This is a genomic window from Azospirillum brasilense (assembly GCF_008365405.1).
Taxonomy (GTDB): Bacteria; Pseudomonadota; Alphaproteobacteria; order Azospirillales; family Azospirillaceae; genus Azospirillum; species Azospirillum brasilense_D.
Genome location: NZ_QOKV01000026.1, coordinates 57,318 through 74,954, shown reverse-complemented (window position 1 = coordinate 74,954; position 17,637 = coordinate 57,318). Strand labels below are relative to the sequence as shown.

Below are 17,637 nucleotides of genomic sequence, written 5' to 3'. Positions count from 1 at the left end.
GGCGATCGACGCCGCCTCGACCGAGTTCTTCAAGAACGGGAAGTACGAACTGGCCGGCGAGGGCAAGTCGCTGGCGCCCGAGCAGATGGTGGCCTACTGGGCCGATCTGGTCGGCCGCTACCCGATCATCTCGATCGAGGACGGCATGGCCGAGGACGACTGGGAGGGCTGGAAGGCTCTGACCGACGCCATCGGCAACAAGGTGCAGCTGGTCGGCGACGACCTGTTCGTGACCAACCCGGTGCGTCTGGCGGACGGCATCAAGAAGGGCGTGGGCAACTCGATCCTGGTCAAGGTCAACCAGATCGGCACGCTGTCGGAGACGCTGGAAGCCGTCGACATGGCGCACAAGGCCGGCTACACGGCGGTGCTGTCGCACCGTTCGGGCGAGACCGAGGACAGCACCATCGCCGATCTGGCGGTCGCCACCAACTGCGGCCAGATCAAGACCGGCTCGCTGTCGCGCTCCGACCGGCTGGCCAAGTACAACCAGCTCATCCGCATCGAGGAGATGCTCGGCGTGGCGTCCCGCTTCGCCGGACGCGGCATCCTCAAGGCGTAAGGCGCCTTCGGGAGTTCCGCATTGGAAAGCCCCTTTCCGGGACACCGGGAAGGGGTTTTTTCTGTGCTCTCTTTTTGGGTTGCGCCCGGTGCGCGGGAGATTTCCAAATCACCACCGTGCAAGGCGTACGCGCTTCTGGTAAACAGCCGCCATAGTTTCGCCCGCTTGGGCCGGCACCCTCTTAACGACGGCTTTTCCCGCCCGGACAGGACCCTCGACGCATGACAAAGACCACTTCTTTCGCCGCCCTGTTGCTCGGCGGCCTGCTGTGCAGCGGTTCCGTCTTCGCGCAGACGGCTTCGCTGCAGGACCGTCTGGACCGGCTGGAGTCGGGGGTGGAGGCGCTTGGCGGGCGCGTCGAGGTGGCGCAGGCCTATCCGGGCAACGCCTACACGCGGGGGCAGACCGCCGAGATCCAGCCGTCCCTGGCCGCCGATTTCGAGGTGCGGCTGCAAAAGTTGGAACGCGCCCTGTCGGAGCTGACCGGGCGCTACGAAGAGGCGACCTATCAGATCTCGCAGATGAAGGACCGACTGGAGCGGGTCAACAGCGACATCGATTTCCGCCTGAAGGAGCTGGAAAGCAAGGGCGGCGGGGCGGCCAGCGATCCGTTCGGCGGTCCGGCGAAGCCAAGCACGGCGGCTCCGGCCGCAGCTTCCAGCGCCAAGGCACCCGAGAAGACAGCTGACAAGCCGGCGGAGAAGCAGACCGCCGCCCTGGCGCCGCTGCCCGCCAACTCCACCCCGGAAAAGCAGTACGAGCACGCCTTCGAGCTGCTGCGCCAGTCCGACTACGACAAGGCGGAGAAGGCCTTCAGCGACTTCCTGGCGAAGAACAAGACTCACCAGCTCGCCGGCAACGCCCAGTACTGGCTGGGTGAGACCTATTACGTCCGCAACAAGTTCCAGGACGCCGCCGTGGCCTTCGCCGAAGGCGTGCAGAAGTATCCGAAGAACAACAAGGCGGCGGACAATCTGTTGAAGCTCGGCATGTCGCTGCAGCAGCTCAACCAGAAGAAGGACGCCTGCACGGCCTTCAATCAGTTGATCAACAAGTTCCCTGAGGCGTCTGCCAGTGTGAAGCGGCGCGCCGACACCGAGCGCCGCCGCCTGAACTGCGCCTGACGGGTGTGGTGAACGCGTCCGACCCGGTGGGGCCGATTTCCACGGGTGAGTTCGCTGCCCGCATGGACCGGCTGGGCGGCTTCGAGGCGAGGCCGCGTGTGGCCGTGGGCGTATCCGGCGGGGCGGACAGCCTCGGACTGGCTTTGCTCCTCCAACACTGGGCGGCGGAGCGGGGGGGCGACGTCCTCGCGCTGATCGTCGATCATGGCCTGCGTACGGAATCCGCGGCGGAGGCCGCTCGGGTGTGCGGCTGGCTCCAGGCCCAGGGCATTGCCCACGCCTGTCTGCGCTGGGACGGCGGGAAGCCGGCGACCGGCATCCAGGAGGCGGCCCGCGCCGCGCGCCACCGCCTGCTCGCCGAGCGCTGCCGCGAGGAGGGCATCCTTCATCTGGCACTCGCCCACCACCGCGACGATCAGGCCGAGACGGTGCTGCTGCGCTTCGCCCGCGGTTCCGGCATCGACGGGCTGGCCGGCATGGCGCCGGTGCGCGCTGCGGGGGCGGTCCGGCTGATCCGACCCTTGCTGGACCTGCCCCACGAACAGCTGGTGGCGACCTGCCGCGCCTTCGGCCAGGAGTGGATCGAGGACCCGTCGAACCGCAACCCGCGCTTCGCCCGCGCCCGCCTGCGCGCGGCGAGGGAGGCGCTGGCCGCCGAGGGGCTGGACCCACCGCGTCTGGCCGACCTCGCGCGCCGGGCCGCCCGCGCCCGCAACGCGTTGGAGGCGGGGACCGCCACCCTGCTGGCCGAGGCCGCCGAGGTTCATCCGGAGGGGTGGCTGCGGCTGGACCCCAAGCCTTTGCTGGACGCGCCGGAGGAGCTTGGCCTTCGCGCGCTGGTCCGCTGCATCGCCGCGACGGGGGGCGCTCTCTACCCGCCAAAGGACGATGCGGCGGAGCGCCTGTTCGCCGAAATCGCGGGGGGACGCTTCCGAGGGCGCACGCTGGGCGGTTGCCGCATCGTGCCGCGGCGGGGGCATATGGGGCGGGGGCATTTGGTGATCGCGCGGGAGCCGGTCGGGGTGACCGAACGGCTGGACCTTACTCCCGGCGGAGAGGTCTGGTGGGATCGCCGATTCGCCGTTCGGCTGGCGGCAGGGCCGGGTGGTGCGGTCATCGTGGCAAAATTGGGGCGTGAGGGGTGGCAAACGGTGCGGTCCGCAGGCCCTGATTCGGGCCGCATCGGCCTGCCCGAACCGGTCCGCGAGACGCTGCCGGCGCTGTGGGACGGGAACGGGCTGGCGGCGGTGCCGCATCTGGGCTTTTCGCGGCCCGGATTCCCTCTTTCGGCGGTCGCCCTGCACGCGCCCGGGGTGGTGTTGGCGGGGCCAGCTTTTCCGGTTGTTTCGGACCGTGTCGGCATTATTTAATCTGGGAACGTGCCCGTAAGCCCGGGAGGGGTGGCTCCGCATCGGCCTACCTTTCCGCGCAGGGTTCGCAGAAAGGCTTTCGACGTGAACAATTTCGGCAAGAATCTCGCGCTCTGGATCATCATCGGGCTGCTTCTGGTGGCCCTGTTCAACCTGTTCCAGAGCTCCTCCACGCGCAGCCCGCAGACGACGGTTCCGTTCAGCGAGCTTCTCGCCGAAGTGGACCGCGGCCAAGTGGCCGACGTCACCATCAAAGGTAGCCAGGTGTCCGGCCATTTCACCGACGGCCGGTCGTTCAGCACCTTCGTCCCGCCCGAAGCCGGGCTGGTCGAGCGGCTGACGCAGAAGAACGTGCGCATCAGCGCCGTTCCGGACGACAGCAACGTGCCGTCGCTGTTCTCCGTCCTGCTGTCCTGGTTCCCGATGCTGCTGCTGATCGGCGTCTGGATCTTCTTCATGCGTCAGATGCAGTCGGGCGGCGGCAAGGCCATGGGCTTTGGCAAGTCCCGCGCGCGCCTGCTGACGGAGAAGGTCGGCCGGGTCACCTTCGACGACGTCGCCGGCATCGACGAGGCCAAGCAGGAGCTGGCGGAAATCGTCGAGTTCCTGAAGGACCCGCAGAAGTTCCAGCGTCTGGGCGGCAAGATCCCGAAGGGCGTTCTGCTCGTCGGCCCGCCGGGCACCGGCAAGACCCTGACCGCGCGCGCCGTGGCGGGTGAAGCCAACGTGCCCTTCTTCACCATCTCCGGCTCCGACTTCGTCGAGATGTTCGTCGGCGTCGGCGCCAGCCGCGTCCGCGACATGTTCGAGCAGGGCAAGAAGAACGCCCCCTGCATCATCTTCATCGACGAAATCGACGCCGTGGGCCGCCATCGTGGCGCCGGCCTGGGCGGCGGCAACGACGAGCGCGAGCAGACCCTGAACCAGCTGCTGGTCGAGATGGACGGCTTCGAGGCGAACGAGGGCGTCATCCTCATCGCCGCGACCAACCGTCCCGACGTGCTCGACCCCGCGCTGCTGCGTCCGGGCCGCTTCGACCGTCAGGTCGTCGTGCCGAACCCCGACGTGCTGGGCCGCGAGAAGATCCTCAAGGTCCACATGCGCAAGGTGCCGCTGTCCCCGGACGTCGACGCCAAGGTCATCGCGCGCGGCACCCCGGGCTTCTCGGGCGCCGACCTCGCCAACCTCGTCAACGAGGCCGCGTTGCTCGCCGCCCGCATCGGCAAGCGCGTCGTCGGCATGGCCGAGTTCGAGGCCGCCAAGGACAAGGTCATGATGGGCGCGGAACGCCGCTCCATGGTCATGACCGAGGACGAGAAGAAGCTGACCGCCTATCACGAGGCCGGTCACGCCATCGTCGCCATCCACCAGCCGGACAGCGATCCGGTGCACAAGGCCACCATCATCCCGCGCGGTCGCGCGCTCGGCATGGTGATGCGCCTGCCGGAAGGCGACCGCATCTCGCTGTCCCAGGCCAAGCTGCACGCCGACCTGCGCGTCGCCATGGGCGGCCGCATCGCGGAAGAGCTGATCTTCGGCAGGGACCGCGTGACCACCGGCGCGTCGGGCGACATCAAGATGGCGACCGACATGTCGCGCCGCATGGTCACCGAATGGGGCATGAGCGACAAGCTGGGCCCGCTGCTCTACGGCGAACCGACGCAGGAGGTCTTCCTCGGCCACTCCGTCACCCAGCACAAGAACATGTCCGACGCCACGGCGCGCACGGTGGACGAGGAAATCCGCCGGATCGTCGACGAGGCGTACGGCGAGGCCCGCCGCATCCTGACGGAGAACATCGACCAGCTCCACACCATCGCCAAGGGCCTGCTGGAGTATGAGACCCTGAGCGGCGAGGACATCGCCCGCCTGCTGCGCGGCGAGCCGCTGATCCGCAACGACGAGCGCGAAGGCTTCTCCCCGGCTCCGCCGAAGCAGCCGACCCCGACCTCGGGCCGCCGCCCCTCGGTGCCGACCACCAAGGAGAGCGGCGGGATGGATCCGGAGCCTCAAGGCACCTGATCCGTACCACAGTCTTGTTCAGCGAAACCGGCGCTCCGTAAGGGGCGCCGGTTTTTCTTTGCCCGCTTGCGGCTGTACGCGCGCGCCGTACGTCTTGGCGGAACCAAGGGGCAGGGCCATCGTACTGAACAGGGTTGTCTCAACCGAAAGCGCCGCCGATGCTGTTCCTGCCCATCTACGACGACAACCCGACGCGGCGGACGCCGGTCGTCACGATGGCGCTGATCGCGCTGTGCGTGATGGTGTTCCTGTGGCAGCTCTCGCTGGGCGCGCGCGCCGGGAACCTTGCCGTCTATTCCTTCGGCCTCGTTCCGGCGGTGCTGTTCGGCTATGCGGACCTGCCGGAGCCGTTGCGGGTTGTTCCGCCCTGGATGTCGGTCGTCACCTCCATGTTCATGCATGGCGGCTTCCTGCACATCGCCGGCAACATGCTGTACCTCTGGATCTTCGGCAACAACGTCGAGGACAGCATGGGACGGGGCCGATTCGTGGTCTTCTACCTGCTGTGCGGGACGGCGGCGGCGTTGGCCCAGAGCTTCGCCGCCCCAACGTCCGAAGTCCCCATGGTCGGGGCGAGCGGGGCCATCGGCGGGGTGCTCGGCGCCTATCTGGTGCTGCACCCGCGGGCCAATGTCGGCGTCTTCTTCTGGTTCATCATCATCGTGCGCGTCATCAGCGTCCCCGCGGTGCTGGTGCTGGGCTTCTGGTTCCTTGGACAGATCCTGAGCGGGGTCACCACCCCGACCTCCGACGACAGCGGCGGGGTGGCCTTTTGGGCGCATGTCGGCGGGTTCCTCATGGGGGCGGCGCTGATCCCCTTCTTCAAGCGGCCCGAGGTGCGGTTGCTGGAACCGCCGCACAGCCGCCCCTTCGCGGTCGTTCCGCCGGGCACCCGGTTGCGCCGCGGCAGCGTGCCGGAGGCCGGCGACCGCCGCCGTCCGTTTCGATGAATGATAGGTTTTATCTATCGGTCTGGTTGGATCATTCGATTGGACCTGTCGCCGTCCGACACGCATGCTGAGGCTGAACAGAAACGGCGGTGTTCGGGAGTTCCGCGATGACCAAGACCTTCAGCTTCGCCTGCATTCACTTCACGGTGGCCTTCACGGTCGGCTATCTGATGACCGGCAGCATTGCGGTGGGTGGTGCGCTGGCGCTGGTGGAGCCGCTGTGCAACACGGTGGCCTATCACCTGCACGAGCGGGCCTGGGCGGCCCATGAACGCCGCAAGGCGCAGGCGGTCGAGGCGGAGCCGGCGGCGGGGGCCGCCGTTCCGGCCTGAGAGGAGCGATTTGAGAGCCTCAGCGCGTCCGCAGGTAGGCCAGCACCGCTTCCGGAGCGGATTCGCCGTAGGGATCGCCGCCCTCGCCGGCGTCGTTGATGCCCGGCTCCTCGAACAGCTTCTCGATCACGCCGTCGGTCACCACCATGGCGTAGCGCCAGCTCCGCATGCCGAAGCCGACATGGTCCTTGTTGATCAGCATGCCCATACGGCGGGTGAAGTGGCCCGAGCCGTCGGGGATCAGCTTGACGTTCTTCACGCCGAGATGCTTGCCCCACTGGAACATCACGAAGGCGTCGTTGACGCTGAGGCAATAGACCTCGTCCACGCCCAGGTCGCGGAACTCCGGATAGAGCGCGTCATAGGTCGGCACCTGCTGGTTGGAGCAGGTTGGGGTAAAGGCGCCGGGCAGGGAAAAGAGGACGACGCGCTTGCCGGCGAACAGCTCGTCGCTGTTGACGTCCTGCCAGCGGAACGGGTTTGGGCCGCCGACGCTTTCGTCGCGTACGCGGGTCTTGAACACGACCGAGGGGACTTTGCGGCCTTCCATGATGGTCTCCGGATCGAAGTGAAGCGGTTGGTGTGGGATGGCCTGAGCTTAGCCCTTCAACGGATTGACGAAAACCGGGCGGAGCTGCCTGCGCGGTCTTGTCTCAGCATCAGGGCAGGACGTCCGCCGCAAAGGGGCGGAAGGCCCCCTCCGTCACCAACCGCTTCGCCGCCGCGATGTCCGGAGCCATCGCGCGATCCTCCGTCCACACCGCCACGCGGGCGCGCAGCAGCGCCCGGGCGCGCTCCAGCGCGGGGGAGGAGGCCAGCGGCGCCCGCAGGTCCACCCCCTGGGCCGCGGCCAGCAGTTCCACCGCCACGATCCCCGCCAAGTTGTCGGCCATGTCCGACAGGCGGCGGGCGGCGTGGGTCGCCATGCTCACATGGTCCTCCTGGTTGGCGGAGGTGGGCAGGCTGTCCACGCTGGCCGGGTGGGCCATCTGCTTGTTCTCGCTGGCCAGCGCCGCCGCGGTGACCTGGGCGATCATGAAGCCGCTGTTCAACCCGCCGTCGGCCACCAGGAAGGGCGGCAGGCCCGACAGGTGGGTGTCCATCAGCAGCGCGATCCGCCGCTCCGACAGCGCCCCCGTCTCGGCGATGGAGAGGGCCAGCACGTCGGCGGCCAGCGCCACCGGCTCGGCGTGGAAGTTGCCACCCGACAGGATGTCGCCACTGTCCGGGAAGACCAGCGGGTTGTCGGAGACGGCGTTGGCCTCGCGCTCCAGCACGCCCGCGGCGAAGCGCAGATGGTCGAGCACCGCCCCCATCACCTGCGGCTGGCAGCGCAGGCTGTAGGGGTCCTGCACCGTCTCGTGCCCCTCGCGGTGGGAATCGCGGATGCCGCTGCCCTGGAGGAGGGAGCGGTAGACGGCGGCCACGTCCCGCTGGCCCGGCTGGCCGCGCAGGTCGTGGATGCGCGCGTCGAACGGGCCGTCGCTGCCGAGGGCGGCATCGACGCTGAGCGCCCCGGCGACCAGGGCGGCGGCGAAGCCGTCCTCCGCCGCGACCAGCCCGGCCAGCCCGAGCGCAGTGGAGACCTGCGTGCCGTTCAGCAGGGCCAAGCCTTCCTTGGCCTCCAGTACCAGAGGCGCCAGCCCGGCGCGGGCCAGCGCCGCGGCGGCGGGCAGCCGCTCGCCGTCCACGTCGGCCTCCCCCTCGCCGATCAGCACGCCGGTCAGATGGGCCAGCGGCGCCAGATCGCCGGACGCCCCCACCGACCCCTTGGCCGGCACCACCGGCAGGACGCCGCGGTTGAAGAGGGCCAGCAGCGCCTCGATCACCACCATGCGCACGCCGGAATGGCCGCGCGCCAGCGCGTTGACCTTCAGCGCCAGGATCAGCCGCACCACGCCCGGCGGCAGGTCCGGCCCGGTGCCGGCGCTGTGCGACAGGACCAGCCGGCGTTGCAACTCGCGCACCTGATCCGGGGGAATGCGCTTCTTCGCCAGCAGGCCGAAGCCGGTGTTCACGCCATAGACCGCGCGCTCCCCGCCCGCCGCCTCCGCGACCGTGCGGGCCGAGGCCTCGATGGCCGCGCGGCAGCTGGGCGTCAGGGCCAGGACGGGCGGGTCGCGCAGGATGCGGCGCAGGTCGGGCAGGGCCAGATGGCCGGGGTCGATGGTCAGCGTGTCGGTCATGGGGCGTTCCTTCCGGCGGGGCGATCGGGGCATTCCTTCACATGAGGAGCCGTTGTCGCCTGCGCAAAGGGGGTGGTTTTCAGTGGCATTCCTGTGATGTCCCTCAATCTTCAGATTTCATTTACCAAAAACGCGCCAACTGACCTCGCCTGCATCCAGTGGGCACTGCCGCAAACGGTGACAATTGGAGGGCTATAAATGCCTCGCCTGTTTTCTCGCGGGTCTGAAAAGACCAATAAAGATATGGCTCACGGGGGACGTTACTTCACCCGGGTACTCGTTGGTGCATTTGTCTTCAGCGCCACCATCAATCTCCTGATGTTGGCGATGCCACTTTATTCCCTTCAAGTCTTTAGCCGGGCCATTCCGTCCGGCAACATCGATACGCTGGTCATGCTCACGGTCATCGTCGTCATGGCCCTGACGTTGAGCGCCGCCATGGAAACGGTGCGGGCGCGCATCCTGGCCCGCGCGGGCAACGCGCTGGAGGTCACCTGGCGCCGCCGGCTGACCGCCGACGTGCTGGACGCCTCGGGCCGCGGCCGTCCGGATACCGCCCCGGTCAGCGACCTCATGGAGGTCAAGGGCGCGATGAGCCGCCCGTCGCTGCCGGCCCTGATGGATCTGCCCTGGGTGCCCCTGTACGTCATCGGCATCTACCTGATCCACCCGCTGCTCGCCGTGATCCTGGTCGCCGCGATGGTCATCATGACGGCGCTGGGCTATCTGAGCAACTGGGCGGTCCGCCACTTCGCCGAGGACAGCAAGGCCCCGGCCAGCCGCTCGCAGCGCCTGTTCGACTCCCTGCTGTCGCGGTCGGAAACGGTGCGCGGCCTGCGCATGGGGCCGAGCGCGTTGGACACCGTGGCCCGCGACGCCATGACCACCTCCGCCCTGCAGGGCCGCTCGACCGAGCGCGCCGCCGCCATCGGCGCCTTCACCAAGTGGGTCCGCATGGTCATCCAGATCGCGGTGACCGGCGTCGGCGCCCTGCTGGTGATCGAGCAGCACCTGTCCTTCGGCGGCATGATCGCCACCTCCATGCTGGTCGGCCGCGCCCTCGCCCCGGTCGAGCAGAGCGCCGGCGCCTGGGCGCAGATCCAGAAGTCCTACCAGGCCTTCCGCCGCCTGTCCCCGCTGCTGAAGCGCCTGTCGCTGGAGCCGGAGCGCCCGACGATCCCGGTGGAGCGCGAGCGCCTGACCGTCGAGAACCTGCTGTTCGTCTCCCCCCGCGACCAGAAGCCGATCCTGCGCAGCGTCACGCTGGCCGTGGAGCCGGGCCAGACGGTGTGCATCGCCGGTCCCAACCGCTCCGGCAAGTCGGTCCTGGCCCGTCTGCTGGCCGGTGTGGCGATGCCGTCGGCGGGCACCGTTCGGCTGGGTGGTCTGGCCGTCGCCTCGCTGAACCCGGAAACCCCGGAGCAGGGCATCGGCTACATGGCGCAGGGCGCCGATCTGCTCCCCGGCACCATCGCCGAGAACATCGCCCGCTTCACCGAGACGACGCGGGAGAAGGTCGAGGACGCCGCCAAGCGCGCCGGCATCCATTCCTGGGTCGAGAGCCTGCCCGGCGGCTATGAGACCGAAGTGACCGACCCGCTGTTCCCGATCACCGGCGCCTCGGCCCGCCTGATCGCCCTGGCCCGCGCCGGCTACGGCCGCCCGTCGCTGATGGTTCTCGACGAGCCGTCGGCCGGCATGGACGAGATCGGCCACAAGGCGGTGCGCGAGTTCATCGTCGAGGCCAAGAACAGCGGCGTCACCACCATCGTGCTGACCCATTCCCCGGCCTTCGTCGACATCTCCGACAAGACCTTCGTTCTGAAGAACGGCATGGCGGTCGAACTGCCGCAACGCCAGCAGGAGCAGCAGGGTCCGAACTGGAGCCGCCTGCGCAACATCGGCCCGGCGCCGGTGCAGAGCGCCGCCGGCTGACGCCGGAACCTCCAGACCAGTACCCCAGCATAAGTTCCGGGCGACTTCCGGCGATTAAGGACCTTCTGTGATGACCGACACCACCATGAACACCTACAAGACGAAGACCATGACGTCGATCGGCGCGCTGCGCGCGCTGGTTCCCGACACCCGGGTCAGCGGGCTTCTTGCCGGCGGCTTCATGGTGCTGGCGGTGGGCTTCGGCGGGATGACCGCCTGGGCCGCGCTCGCCCCGCTTCACAGCGCCGTCATGGCCTCCGGCGCGCTGGCCCCGGAGACCGGCCGCAAGATCGTGAAGCACACCGAGACCGCCCAGATCGAGGAGATCCTCGTCAAGGAAGGCGACACGGTGAAGGCCGGTCAGGTCCTGATGCGGCTGGACAGCACGGAGGCGGCGACCCGGCTCCAGGTGCTCAGCACCTCCTGGCTGGAAACCCAGGCGCTGGAAGCGCGGCTGACCGCCGAACTGTTCGAGCAGCCCGCCATCGAATGGCCGGAGGAACTGCTGCGCCGCCGCGGCACCGACCGCATGGTGGAGAAGCTGATGGGCAACCAGGAAACCCTGTTCCAGGTCCGCCGCAACCAGCTCGATACCGAGGCCAAGCTGACCAAGGAGCGCGTCGTCACGCTGCGCGAGGAGGGCAAGAGCCTTCAGGAGCAGCGCAAGTTCCTGGCCCGCGAGATCCAGCTGATCGAGGACGATCTGGTCATCACCCAGGGCCTGCTGTCCCGCGGCAACGCCACCCGCACCAAGCTGGTCGAGCAGCAGAAGGAAGAGGCGCAGCTCAAGGGCCGCGACCGCGAGCTGGAGGCTCGCGTCGCCCAGGCCAACCAGGCCGCCGTGGACGCCGAGGGCGAGCTTCTGCGCCGCCGCAACGACTTCCGCGAAAAGGTGCTGGTCGATCTGGAGAAGTCCCGCGGCGACGTCATCCGCCTCGCCGAGCAGATTCGCGACGCTGCCAACCGGCTGGAGACCCGCGCGATCAAGGCTCCGGACGCCGGGACGGTCGTGATGCACAGCCATTGGGCCGCCGGCGGCACGATCACCGCCAACGAGCCGATCCTGGACATCATTCCGGACGACCGCGCCCTGCTGGCCGAGGTGAAGGTCCAGCCGAAGGACATCAAGTCGCTGACCGTCGATCTGCCGGTGAAGGTGCAGTTGACCGCCTATGACAGCCGCGTCGTCGGCTCGCTGGACGGCACGGTGACCTACGTCTCGGCCGACCGCGTGATGGACCCGATCACTAGGCAGGAATCCTACATCGCGCGGATCAAGCTGAAGGACAGCGATTCCCATCAGGTCCACAATCTGACGATCAAGCCGGGCATGCCGGTGGAGGCGCGCATCCTGCTGTCCGCCCGCACCCCGCTCGACTATCTGGTGCAGCCGCTGTCGCACTCCTACGTGAAGGCGTTCATCCAGGAGTAACGGCCGGGGTAGGGAGCGTCACGCTCCGCGATGGTTGAAAGAAAAGGGCGGCTTCCCACGGGGGAGGCCGCCCTTTCTTGTTTGGCGAAGCAGAACGCCATCAGCCGCGCGGGCCGTGCAGGCGCCGCGCTGCGAGGTCCAGCGCCAGCTTCAATTGGGCCAGCGAGTAGGGCTTGTTGACCACGCCCAGCGGGTAGGTCTCGGTGATGCGGGCCATGATGGCGTGGTTTGCGTAGCCGGACAGGAAAATGGAGCGGATGCCGTAGTTGGCGCGCAGACGCCGCGCCGCTTCGATCCCGTCGCCGCCGGCCAGCCGCACGTCCATCAGCGCCACGTCGGGTCGCTCGCGTCCAGCGATGGCCACCGCCTCCTCCTCGGTGCGGGCGGTGCCGCAGACGATGTGGCCGAGGTCCATGGCGGCCATCCCCACCGCCTCGGCGGCCAGGGATTCATCCTCCACGATCAGCAACCGCAGGGGCCGGATCGCTGCCGGAGTGTCGTGCCGAGGGGAATTTCTCCGGTCAGCCTGGGCGGCCGGGCCACAGCGGTGCCGCCATTCCAGGCGGGGCGACGGTCGTGCCAGCGTGTCCACATCATCCCGTGCCATGACCACCCCCATGCGTCGCCGCAGGTGTTATTGGTAAAGATTCATTTACCAAATAAAGTGGTAGCCGCACCCATTTCGGAGTTCAAGGAAAATCGGTGTGACGTGGGTGCGTTCGGACGGGGTGCGACCTTCCCGCAACAATGGTGCGAAGGGGGGCGCGAAAGGGAGGAGCGAAGGAGGACGTCAGCGTTTGGGCCGGCTCAGCCAGTCCACGTTGCCGCTGCGCGGAGCGCCGCCATTGACTCCGGGGCTGCCCTTGCGCCCGGACAGAGGCGAGAGCCAGGAGGGAGCCGGGGGCGCGTCGGGAGCGGGGTCCGGTGCCGCCGGGCGCTGCGGGGCCGGGGCCGGGGCGCGCGGCACGAACGGCGACAGAACGGGCGCCGGAGCCGGCGGCGGGGACGTCTCCACGCGCTCCGGTTCGGAGGCGAAGGACGGGGCCGGCTCGTCGGACGGCGGCGGCGCGTAGGTTTGGGGCGCGGTCTGGGGGGAGGGGGGCTGCGTGACGGACGGCGGTGCTGCCGGAGTCCCGGTGGACGGCTGGGGGCGCGGGTCGGAGACGGTCCGCGTGGGGCGGTCGTCATCGTCCACCGGGCCGGTCTGGGTGTTGATGCGCCGCGCCTCGTCGCGGATGGTCAGCAGGGTGGAGACGGCAAACTGGAGCAGCGGTGCCATCGTCTCGGAGTTCGCCAACTCCTCCGCCGTCAGGGCGGCGAAGCGCTGGCGCACCTGCTCCACCGCGTCCTCGATGCTGTCGCGCAGGGCGCCGGTGTCCTGGAGGACGCGCTCCAGATCCTCCCGAAGGGCCGAAATCTCGCAGGCTTGGCGCAGTTCGTGGAAGCCGATGGGCGTCCCCGGCGTCCGCCCGGAGTCGGCGGTCCGCTGATCCTGCGATCGGAAATCATAGGGCATCTTCGCCAAACGCCGGGCCCTATCCTGCAATCCTGCCGGAGACCAAGGAAGGTTGCCGTGTCACAGGTTTAATGCGGTTGAACATGGTTGGAAACCGTTTGCGCACCCCAATCGCTTGTACTATTTTTTCCGCACCGGGGGGAACGGAATCCTGCGGTATCACAAATCCTACCCACCCCTCCCCAGAACCACGCATGCCGGGTACCCACGGTGTCGATTGATCGCGCGGAACTGGAACGGCTTCTTGCCGACCGTCCGACTGGAAACCGCTCGGCCATGCAGGCCGTTCGCGAAAGCTACGCCGACATCGGCCTGATGCGCGAGCGCGGCCTGTCCTGGGCGGAAATCTCCGATGTGCTGGCAAAGCTGGGCGTCACCGCCCGCGACAACCAGCCGATCTCGCCCGTCACGCTGCGCTCCGCTTTCTTCCTCGTGGGGAACGAAGGGCGCGACGGTGGCGAGGACGGGCAGGACGAGGGCGGCATGACCCCGCGCGAAACGCTGGACGCAGTGCACCGCGCCGCTCTCGCCGCCGGACAGCCGAGCGATGCCGAGCCGGACGCCACTGAGGATGCGGCCACTGATCCGGAAGCGGGACTCGTTCCCACTTCGGAGCCTGAACCGGATGCCGGTCCGGAACCGGTTCCCGAACAGGAAATCTCGCCGGACCCCGCTCCGGCCGCTCCGGCGCTGTCGGTGACGTCCCTCGCGGAACCCGCCGATTCTCTGGACGAGCCGGTTCCGATTCCCCAGGCGCCGGACCTTCACGTTTTAAAACCTCAAGATTTAACAACGAACAGACCCTGGAAAGGCGATCGCATGCTGGGCACCATCTTCGTTCTCAACGACCGCGGTGGCGTCGGCAAGACGCTGCTGTCCCATCACCTGATGGCGACCGCCATGCTCGAAGGCCTTCAGCTCAAGGTCGTCGAATATGAGGTGAACGAGCGCCTGAACCGCCTGTTCGGTCCGGAAGTGGTGGAGCACCGCCGCATCACCCAGGACTTCATGAACATGATGGGCTCGGGCGACGGCTTCTACGAGTTCTGGGACCAGATCGGTCCGGAACTGCAGCGCGGCGGCCGCCTCTTCGACTTCGGCGGCAACATCTCCCAGTGGTTCTTCAACTGGGCCGAGGTGTCGGGCTTCGACTACTATGTCGGCGAGGGCGAGCGGCTGACCTTCATGGTGCCGGTCACCGTCGATCTGGCCTCGCTCTCCACCGGCATGAACACGCTGGAGCGCATCGCCACCATCGCCCCGAAGGCCAAGCGCGTCCTGGTCGAGAACGGCTTCTCCGGTCCCTTCTCGCAGCTCGATGACAGCCAGTACGCCCGCCGGAAGGCGGAGATGGTCGAGCGCGAGGGCGTGGAGGTCATCTCCATGGCGCCCTGCACGGCCCCGGCTTGGGCGCGCCTGACCGGTCACCGCATCGACGAGGTGGCGCAGATGACCCGCGAGGATCTGGTGAAGCTGGGCATGACCCCGCCGGTCGCCTCCCGCTCGCTGATCATCATCCACGAGTGGCTGCGCACGATGCGGCAGGCGCTGTCGCCCTATCTGCGCGACGCCTTCAACCAGTCCACCGGCCCGGCCGGCAAGACCGGCGCCCGTCAGGGCGCGCTCTGAGCGGACGACGCATCGCCAGCATGCGGGAACGGGGGCCTTCACGGCCCCCGTTTCTTTTTGTCGAACGGAGAAATTACGCGAAGGCTTCGACCAGCGCCGCGAACTCCTGCGGGCGTTCGGCGTGGAGCCAGTGGCCCGCGCCCTCGATCATTTCGATGGCGGCCTTGGGGAAATGGCGGCGGATGGCCGCGTGGTTGTCCGGCACGATGTAGTCGGACCGGGTGCCGCCGATGAACAGGGTGGGGCCGTCGTATCGGGCGTCGCCCAGATCCGGGAAGCCGATCAGGTCGCTCATGCGGGCGCCGATGGCGTCAAGGTTGATCCGCCAGTGAAACGACCCTTGCTCCAGAACGAGATTCTGCAGCAGGAAGGAGCGCAGGGGGGCTTCCGGCACCGCATCGACCAACTGCGCCTCGACCTCCGACCGGCGGGTGCAGCCTTCCAGCTTGGCCTGCTTCATCGCCGCCACGAAGGGGGCGTGGGTGTGGGTGTAGGCGACCGGCGCGATGTCGGCCACGGCCAGTCGCTCCACGCGGTCGGGATGGGTCAGCGCCAGCGTCATCGCCACCTTGCCGCCCATGGAGTGGCCGACCACCGACGCCCGCGCGAAGCCGCGGTCGTCGAGGAAGCGGAGCACGTCCGCGGCCATCGCCGGGTAGGTCATCTCGTCCGACCAGGGGGCGCCGCCATGGTTGCGCAGGTCCAGCGCGTAGACCCGGTGCCGCTCGGCGAAGCGCTTCGCCAGGGTCTGCCAGTTGCGCGCCGACCCGAACAGGCCGTGCAGGACCAGCAGGGGGGTGCCGCCGTTCGCTTCGCCGGCTTCCAGATAGGTGAGGGGAAGACCCTGGGCCATGGACGTTCCGATTGTCTGAAGGTGGGGGATGGGACAATGGGTGGGCGGCGATCCTAGCAGACCGTTTCCGCCCACCGCCTTCAAATTCCACACGGGCCGGCATGCCGAAAGGGGTGACGCGGGCGGGGAAAACGCTAGGATGGCGCCGCCCATCAGAGGACCCGTACGCACCGTGCTCCGCAACATCCTGTCCGTCGGCGGGCTGACGCTGGTCAGCCGCGTCCTTGGCTTCCTGCGCGACGTTCTGACCGCAGCGCTGCTCGGCGCCGGGCCGGTGGCCGACGCCTTCTTCGTGGCGTTCCGGCTGCCCAACCATTTCCGCGCCCTGTTCGCCGAGGGGGCCTTCAACTCGGCCTTCGTGCCGCTGTTCTCCGCCAAGCTGGTGCAAGACGGGCAGGCCGCCGCCAAGCGCTTCGCCGAGGAGGTGATGAGCCTGCTGCTGGTGGTGCAACTGCTGTTCCTGGCCGGCATCCTGGCGATCATGCCGCAGTTCATGACGGTCTTCGCGCCCGGCTTCTCCGACGAGCCGGAGAAGTTCCGGCTGGCCGTCCTGTTCACCAGCATCACCTTCCCGTACCTGCTGTTCATCTCGCTGGAATCGCTGCTGGCCGGCGTTCTGAACAGCATGGGGCGGTTCGGGGCGGCGGCGGCGGCGCCGATCCTGCTCAACCTGTGCCTGATCGCGGCGATGGTGCTGGCCGCCCCGCTGATGCCCACGGTCGGCCACGCCCTGTCCTGGGGCGTCTTCGCCGCGGGATTGGCGCAGTTCCTCTATCTGTACTGGGAGGCGAGCCGGGCCGGGATGGGGCTGCGGCTGTCCTTGCCGCGCCTGACGCCCGACGTGAAGCGGTTCCTGACGGTGTTGGGGCCGGCAGCGCTGGGGTCGGGCCTGACGCAGATCAACCTGTTCGTGGACACGCTGATCGCCTCGCTGCTGCCCACCGGGGCGGTGTCCTACCTCTATTACGCGGACCGGCTGAACCAACTGCCGCTCGGCGTCATCGGGATTGCTGTGGGGACCGTTCTGCTTCCGGAAATGGCCCGGCGCATCAAGGGCGGGGACGAGCCGGGCGCGGTGGAGAGCCAGAACCGGGCGGTGGAGCTGTCGCTGGTGCTGACCCTGCCGGCCGCCGCCGCCTTCCTGGTCGCCGGCCTGCCCATCGTGTCGGTGCTGTTCCAGCACGGTGCCTTCGGCCCGACCGACGCGGCGCAGTCCGCCGCCACCCTGCAGGCCTACGCGTTTGGGCTGCCGGCCTTCGTGGTGATCCGCAGCCTCGTCAACGGCTTCTACGCCCGGCAGGACACGGCGACCCCGGTGCGGGTGGCGCTGGCCGCGACGGCGGTCAACGTGGCGCTGAAGCTGGCGCTGATGGGGCCGCTGGCCCAGGTCGGGCTGGCGGTGGCGACCTCCGTCGCCGCCTGGGTCAACGCCGGGCTGCTGGCGTGGCTGCTGACCCGGCGCGGGCTGTTCCAGGCCGACGCCCGGCTGCGGCGCAATCTGCCGCGCATGGCCATCGCGGCGTTGGCCATGGGCGGCACGCTGTGGCTGGTGCAGACCCAGCTGTCGTCCTGGCTGACCGCCCACAGCCTGTTCGAGCGGCTGGGCGGTCTGGTGCTGCTCGGCCTTGCCGGGCTGCTGGTCTATGCGGTGCTGGCGGTCGCGCTGGGCCTGCTGCGCCGGTCGGACCTCGGTCGGTTCCGCCGGCGCCGCAAGAGCGTTTGAGGA

15 protein-coding genes are annotated in these 17,637 nt (G+C 68.5%); 10 read left to right on the top strand and 5 right to left on the bottom strand.

Going from position 1 to position 17,637, the window contains the following annotated elements; all coding sequences use genetic code 11:
- The 6 genes from DS837_RS27580 to DS837_RS27555 all read left to right on the top strand — a co-directional run.
- Positions 1 to 562 (top strand): phosphopyruvate hydratase family protein (locus DS837_RS27580; protein ID WP_486599241.1); only part of this gene is annotated, 562 nt, incomplete at its 5' end.
- Positions 563 to 783: 221 nt separating this feature from the next.
- On the top strand, positions 784 to 1,686 hold the full coding sequence (gene ybgF / locus DS837_RS27575) for a tol-pal system protein YbgF (protein ID WP_149167649.1): 903 nt from the start codon (positions 784 to 786) through the stop codon (positions 1,684 to 1,686).
- 8 nt (positions 1,687 to 1,694) lie between these two features.
- Positions 1,695 to 3,056, top strand: coding sequence for a tRNA lysidine(34) synthetase TilS (tilS, locus tag DS837_RS27570; RefSeq protein ID WP_247890164.1), 1,362 nt, complete (start codon positions 1,695 to 1,697; stop codon positions 3,054 to 3,056).
- 84 nt (positions 3,057 to 3,140) lie between these two features.
- Positions 3,141 to 5,078 (top strand): ATP-dependent zinc metalloprotease FtsH, encoded by a 1,938-nt coding sequence (ftsH, locus tag DS837_RS27565; RefSeq protein ID WP_145625819.1) that lies wholly within the window; start codon positions 3,141 to 3,143, stop codon positions 5,076 to 5,078.
- A gap of 158 nt (positions 5,079 to 5,236) precedes the next feature.
- Entirely contained in the window at positions 5,237 to 6,028 is a 792-nt protein-coding gene (locus DS837_RS27560; RefSeq protein ID WP_247890163.1) for a rhomboid family intramembrane serine protease, read from the top strand.
- Positions 6,029 to 6,135: 107 nt separating this feature from the next.
- Positions 6,136 to 6,360 (top strand): DUF2061 domain-containing protein, encoded by a 225-nt coding sequence (locus tag DS837_RS27555; protein ID WP_149167648.1) that lies wholly within the window; start codon positions 6,136 to 6,138, stop codon positions 6,358 to 6,360.
- A gap of 19 nt (positions 6,361 to 6,379) precedes the next feature.
- Here DS837_RS27555 and DS837_RS27550 read toward each other — a convergent pair whose 3' ends face one another.
- Both DS837_RS27550 and hutH read right to left on the bottom strand, forming a co-directional pair.
- A complete protein-coding gene (locus DS837_RS27550) occupies positions 6,380 to 6,910 on the bottom strand; it encodes a peroxiredoxin (RefSeq protein WP_149167647.1) in 531 nt (176 codons plus the stop codon).
- A gap of 109 nt (positions 6,911 to 7,019) precedes the next feature.
- Positions 7,020 to 8,546, bottom strand: a complete 1,527-nt coding sequence (gene hutH, locus DS837_RS27545; RefSeq protein ID WP_149167646.1) for a histidine ammonia-lyase — start codon at positions 8,544 to 8,546, stop codon at positions 7,020 to 7,022.
- 198 nt (positions 8,547 to 8,744) lie between these two features.
- On the opposite strand from hutH, the gene DS837_RS27540 reads away from it, so the two are divergent.
- Both DS837_RS27540 and DS837_RS27535 read left to right on the top strand, forming a co-directional pair.
- Positions 8,745 to 10,481: a type I secretion system permease/ATPase gene (locus DS837_RS27540; RefSeq protein ID WP_345772130.1), complete on the top strand. Its 1,737-nt coding sequence runs from the start codon at positions 8,745 to 8,747 to the stop codon at positions 10,479 to 10,481.
- A gap of 70 nt (positions 10,482 to 10,551) precedes the next feature.
- On the top strand, positions 10,552 to 11,913 hold the full coding sequence (locus DS837_RS27535; protein WP_149167644.1) for an HlyD family type I secretion periplasmic adaptor subunit: 1,362 nt from the start codon (positions 10,552 to 10,554) through the stop codon (positions 11,911 to 11,913).
- A 100-nt stretch (positions 11,914 to 12,013) separates the two neighbouring features.
- Here DS837_RS27535 and DS837_RS27530 read toward each other — a convergent pair whose 3' ends face one another.
- Positions 12,014 to 12,373: a response regulator gene (locus tag DS837_RS27530; RefSeq protein ID WP_247888330.1), complete on the bottom strand. Its 360-nt coding sequence runs from the start codon at positions 12,371 to 12,373 to the stop codon at positions 12,014 to 12,016.
- 330 nt (positions 12,374 to 12,703) lie between these two features.
- A complete protein-coding gene (locus DS837_RS27525; RefSeq protein WP_149167642.1) occupies positions 12,704 to 13,429 on the bottom strand; it encodes a hypothetical protein in 726 nt (241 codons plus the stop codon).
- 210 nt (positions 13,430 to 13,639) lie between these two features.
- Between DS837_RS27525 and DS837_RS27520 the strand changes: the two genes are divergently transcribed.
- Positions 13,640 to 15,058: a hypothetical protein gene (locus DS837_RS27520; protein ID WP_149167641.1), complete on the top strand. Its 1,419-nt coding sequence runs from the start codon at positions 13,640 to 13,642 to the stop codon at positions 15,056 to 15,058.
- 73 nt (positions 15,059 to 15,131) lie between these two features.
- Here DS837_RS27520 and DS837_RS27515 read toward each other — a convergent pair whose 3' ends face one another.
- Positions 15,132 to 15,911, bottom strand: a complete 780-nt coding sequence (locus tag DS837_RS27515) for an alpha/beta fold hydrolase (protein WP_149167640.1) — start codon at positions 15,909 to 15,911, stop codon at positions 15,132 to 15,134.
- Between the two features lie 172 nt (positions 15,912 to 16,083).
- Between DS837_RS27515 and murJ the strand changes: the two genes are divergently transcribed.
- Positions 16,084 to 17,634 carry a murein biosynthesis integral membrane protein MurJ gene (gene murJ, locus DS837_RS27510; protein ID WP_149167639.1) on the top strand — a complete coding sequence of 517 codons (1,551 nt, stop codon included), beginning with the start codon at positions 16,084 to 16,086 and terminating at the stop codon, positions 17,632 to 17,634.
- Positions 17,635 to 17,637 lie beyond the last annotated feature (3 nt).

Excerpts from the sequence above, each read along its gene's own strand:
- ybgF (WP_149167649.1), top strand. The coding sequence starts at position 784 with ATGACAAAGACCACTTCTTTCGCCGCCCTGTTGCTCGGCGGCCTGCTG.
- DS837_RS27560 (WP_247890163.1), top strand. The coding sequence starts at position 5,237 with ATGCTGTTCCTGCCCATCTACGACGACAACCCGACGCGGCGGACGCCG.
- DS837_RS27555 (WP_149167648.1), top strand. The coding sequence starts at position 6,136 with ATGACCAAGACCTTCAGCTTCGCCTGCATTCACTTCACGGTGGCCTTC.
- DS837_RS27550 (WP_149167647.1), bottom strand. The coding sequence starts at position 6,910 with ATGGAAGGCCGCAAAGTCCCCTCGGTCGTGTTCAAGACCCGCGTACGC.
- hutH (WP_149167646.1), bottom strand. The coding sequence starts at position 8,546 with ATGACCGACACGCTGACCATCGACCCCGGCCATCTGGCCCTGCCCGAC.
- DS837_RS27540 (WP_345772130.1), top strand. The coding sequence starts at position 8,745 with ATGCCTCGCCTGTTTTCTCGCGGGTCTGAAAAGACCAATAAAGATATG.
- DS837_RS27535 (WP_149167644.1), top strand. The coding sequence starts at position 10,552 with ATGACCGACACCACCATGAACACCTACAAGACGAAGACCATGACGTCG.
- DS837_RS27525 (WP_149167642.1), bottom strand. The coding sequence starts at position 13,429 with ATGCCCTATGATTTCCGATCGCAGGATCAGCGGACCGCCGACTCCGGG.
- DS837_RS27515 (WP_149167640.1), bottom strand. The coding sequence starts at position 15,911 with ATGGCCCAGGGTCTTCCCCTCACCTATCTGGAAGCCGGCGAAGCGAAC.